Source organism: uncultured Amnibacterium sp. (assembly GCF_964244015.1).
Classification (GTDB): domain Bacteria; phylum Actinomycetota; class Actinomycetes; order Actinomycetales; family Microbacteriaceae; genus Amnibacterium.
In genome coordinates, this window is sequence record NZ_CAXTHO010000046.1 from 1 (window position 1) to 1,480 (window position 1,480).

At 72.2% G+C, this 1,480-nt stretch carries 1 protein-coding gene; it reads right to left on the reverse strand.

The features are described from left to right. Positions 1–22: 22 nt before the first annotated feature. Entirely contained in the window at positions 23–1,480 is a 1,458-nt protein-coding gene (locus tag ACFE67_RS07190; protein WP_375406188.1) for a glutamate synthase subunit beta, read from the reverse strand.

The following is a 1,480-nucleotide window of genomic DNA, read 5'->3' on the forward strand; positions in this document are numbered from 1 at the left end:
GGACGAGGACGAACGGGGGAGGTCAGACGGTCATCGCCCGATCGGTGGGGCGCACCGGAGCGGGCAGCTCGGTCCGGCCCTCGAGGTAGGCGTCGACCTCCGCGGCCACGCTGCGGCCCTCCGCGATCGCCCACACGATCAGCGACTGGCCGCGGCCGGCGTCACCGGCGACGAACACGCCGGGCTCCGGCGTCTGGAAGCGGTTGTCCCTCGTCACGGTGCCTCGGTCGTCGAACGGGACGCCGAGCTGGTCGGCCAGCTCGTCCTGCTCCGGACCGGTGAAGCCCATCGCGATGAGCACGAGGTCGGCGGGGATGAGCCGCTCGGTGCCGGCGCGCGGCACCCGCTTGCCGTCCAGGTACTCCGTCTCCGCGACCCGGAGGTGCGAGACGCGACCGCTGCCGTCGCTCACGAACTCGACGGTGGAGGCCAGGAACTCGCGGCGGCCGCCCTCCTCGTGCGCGCTGGCGATCTCGAAGACCGTCGGCGTCATGGGCCACGGCTGCGAGTCGCTCCGGGTGGCGGGGGGCTGCCGGCCGATCGCGAGGTTCGTCACGCTCGCCGCACCCTGCCGGTGCGCGGTGCCGATGCAGTCGGCACCGGTGTCGCCGCCGCCGATGACGACCACGTGGCGGTCCTCGGCGGTGATCTGGCCGGGGACGTCGTCGCCCGCGACCGCCTTGTTCGACTGGGTCAGGTACTCCATGGCGTAGTGCACGCCCTCGAGGTCCCGGCCGGGGACGGCCAGATCCCTCGGGACCAGCGCGCCGGTGGCGACCACGACCGCGTCGTACCGGCGGCGCAGCTCGTCCCAGGCGATGTCCTTGCCGATCTCGACACCGGCGCGGAACCGGGTGCCCTCGGCGATCATCTGGTTCAGGCGCTGGTCGAGCCGGTGCTTCTCCATCTTGAACTCGGGGATGCCGTACCGGATGAGGCCGCCGATGCGGTCGTCGCGCTCGTACACCGCGACGGTGTGGCCGGCCCGCGTCAGCTGCTGGGCGGCGGCGAGACCGGCGGGGCCCGAGCCCACGACGGCGACGGTCTTGCCGGTGAGCCGCTGCGGCGGGTGCGGCGTGACCCAGCCGCGCTCGAACGCCTGGTCGATGATCGAGATCTCGACCTGCTTGATCGTCACCGCGGGCTGGTTGATGCCGAGCACGCAGGAGGACTCGCACGGCGCCGGGCACAGCGTGCCGGTGAACTCGGGGAAGTTGTTCGTGGCGTGCAGGCGCTCGATCGCCTCGCGACCCTCGCCGCGGTGCATGAGGTCGTTCCACTCGGGGATCAGGTTCCCGAGCGGGCAGCCCTGGTGGCAGAACGGGATGCCGCACTGCATGCAGCGGCCGGCCTGACGGCGCAGCTCGTCCGATTCCTGCTGCTCGTAGACCTCCTTCCAGTCCATCAGCCGGAGGGAGACGGGTCGCCGGCGCGGCAGCTCCCGCTCGCGCGTCGTGAGGAATCCCTTGGGATCAGCCAT